2 protein-coding genes are annotated in these 2,149 nt (G+C 39.8%); both read left to right on the top strand.

What is annotated here, in order from left to right; genetic code table 11:
* The first annotated feature begins 211 nt into the window (after positions 1–211).
* On the top strand, positions 212–1,570 hold the full coding sequence (locus tag NL42_RS17185) for an aromatic acid/H+ symport family MFS transporter (protein ID WP_461313678.1): 1,359 nt from the start codon (positions 212–214) through the stop codon (positions 1,568–1,570).
* Positions 1,571–1,615: 45 nt separating this feature from the next.
* Positions 1,616–2,149, top strand: a 534-nt coding sequence (locus tag NL42_RS17180) for an OprD family outer membrane porin (protein ID WP_461313677.1), incomplete at its 3' end; no start/stop codon positions are given.

Raw genomic sequence — 2,149 nt, 5'->3', positions numbered from 1 at the left:
CTCACCATATAATATTTACCGTCATTTAATACAGATGATAAAACCCATTTTAACATTCAAAATAAATACGTATTTTTCAAATAATTAAACCAATAAAAATACAATACCTTAAAGACATAAAGATATATCAATTAGGTTTTTGACTCTAACTCAATAACAAAATAGTTTATTAAAAAATAACGCGATACTTCACAAATTGGAGGTGAAGAAAATGGATACGAGCAAGGTTAATATTAATGAGCTAATTGATAAGGCCAGTTTTACTTCTTTTCATTGGAAAGTTTTAATCTGGTGCTTACTTATTATTATTTTTGATGGATATGATTTAGTTATTTATGGGGTTGCTCTTCCTCTGTTAATGCAACAATGGTCATTAACTGCGGTAGAAGCTGGTTTACTCGCCAGTGCTGCTCTATTTGGCATGATGTTTGGTGCCATGATTTTCGGCACACTTTCTGACAAGCTCGGGCGTAAAAAAACCATCCTGATTTGTGTGACTTTATTTAGCGGATTTACCTTTATCGGTGCTTTTGCCAAAGGACCAACTGAATTTGCAATTTTGCGCTTTATTGCTGGCCTTGGTATTGGTGGCGTGATGCCAAACGTGGTCGCGCTTATGACTGAATACGCGCCTAAGAAAATCCGCAGTACATTAGTCGCAATCATGTTTAGTGGCTACGCAATTGGTGGCATGACATCTGCTCTACTCGGTGCATGGCTCGTTAAGGATATGGGCTGGCAAATCATGTTTTTACTTGCTGGTGTTCCACTTTTATTACTCCCACTGATCTGGAAATTTTTACCAGAGTCTCTCGCCTTTTTAGTGAAATCTAACCAGACTGAACAGGCCAAAATTATTGTCAGCAGAATTTCCCCTCAAACTCAGTTAAATACCAATACAGAACTGGTGTTAAACGAAAGCACAACAACTGAAGCACCTGTCCGTGCGCTTTTCCAACAAGGTCGTACTTTCAGTACATTTATGTTCTGGATTGCTTTCTTTATGTGTTTACTCATGGTGTATGCATTAGGAAGCTGGTTACCTAAACTCATGCTACAAGCGGGCTATTCGCTAGGTGCGAGCATGTTGTTCCTGTTTGCACTCAACATCGGTGGCATGGTTGGTGCAATTGGTGGAGGGGCTTTAGCAGATAGATTCCATTTAAAACCTGTCATTACCATCATGTTTATTGTGGGGTCAGCAGCTTTAATTTTACTTGGTATCAATAGTCCACAATTTATTTTATATAGCCTGATTGCCATTGCTGGTGCTGCCACAATTGGCTCGCAAATCTTACTCTACACGTTTGTTGCACAGTTCTATCCAACAGCACTTCGCTCAACTGGCATGGGCTGGGCATCAGGAATTGGCCGTATCGGTGCAATTATCGGCCCCGTTTTAACTGGTGCCCTACTCACATTTGAGCTTCCTCATCAAATGAACTTCTTAGCGATTGCAATTCCGGGTGTGATTGCTGCACTTGCAATATTTATGGTCAATCTAAAAGCCTCTGTTGCTGCACAGACTCCATCAACTTTCAACACTCAAAACACGCTTACCCAGCAGTAAACATACATGCACCTAGGACTGGCGCATAGATTCTGGAAATGGATTATGGAATTATTACACCGCTTTAAGCCACATGCTTTAACCTTTACAACCTTAGTATTGATGTCTGGCAATTCATTCGCTGCAAATCCAAATCAGCAGGCTGAAGATGAATGGAAATTTACTTTAAAAAATGCCTATATCAATCGTAATTTTGATAATGATGCACTCAAAGATACCGGCAGTTGGTCTCAGGCAGCATCATTATTTTATAAATCGAAAATGCATGACACTCCGCTGCAAATGGCAGATAAGCCCATTACGATTGGTGTAGATGCTTCTGTTCAATACGCGGTACGTTTAAGTTCAGACAAACATGTCGCAGATACAGTTTTACCTTTTAATAAAGAAACGCAATCTCAGGCATCAGACTTTTTAAAATACGGCGCGACTTTAAAACTTGGCTATGACAAAACGCTTTTGAGTGTAGGTGAACTCTGGCTAGATTTACCTGTAACCGCTGTCGATGCCAGCCGTCAGTTACTTGCTTCATATTGGGGAACCAATTTAAAGTCGCAACTTTCAGATCAGCTCTATGCT

It is taken from the genome of Acinetobacter sp. GN11 (genome assembly GCF_054823985.1).
Note: the sequence above shows the minus strand (reverse complement) of the source record. Positions and strands in the feature narration are given on the sequence as shown.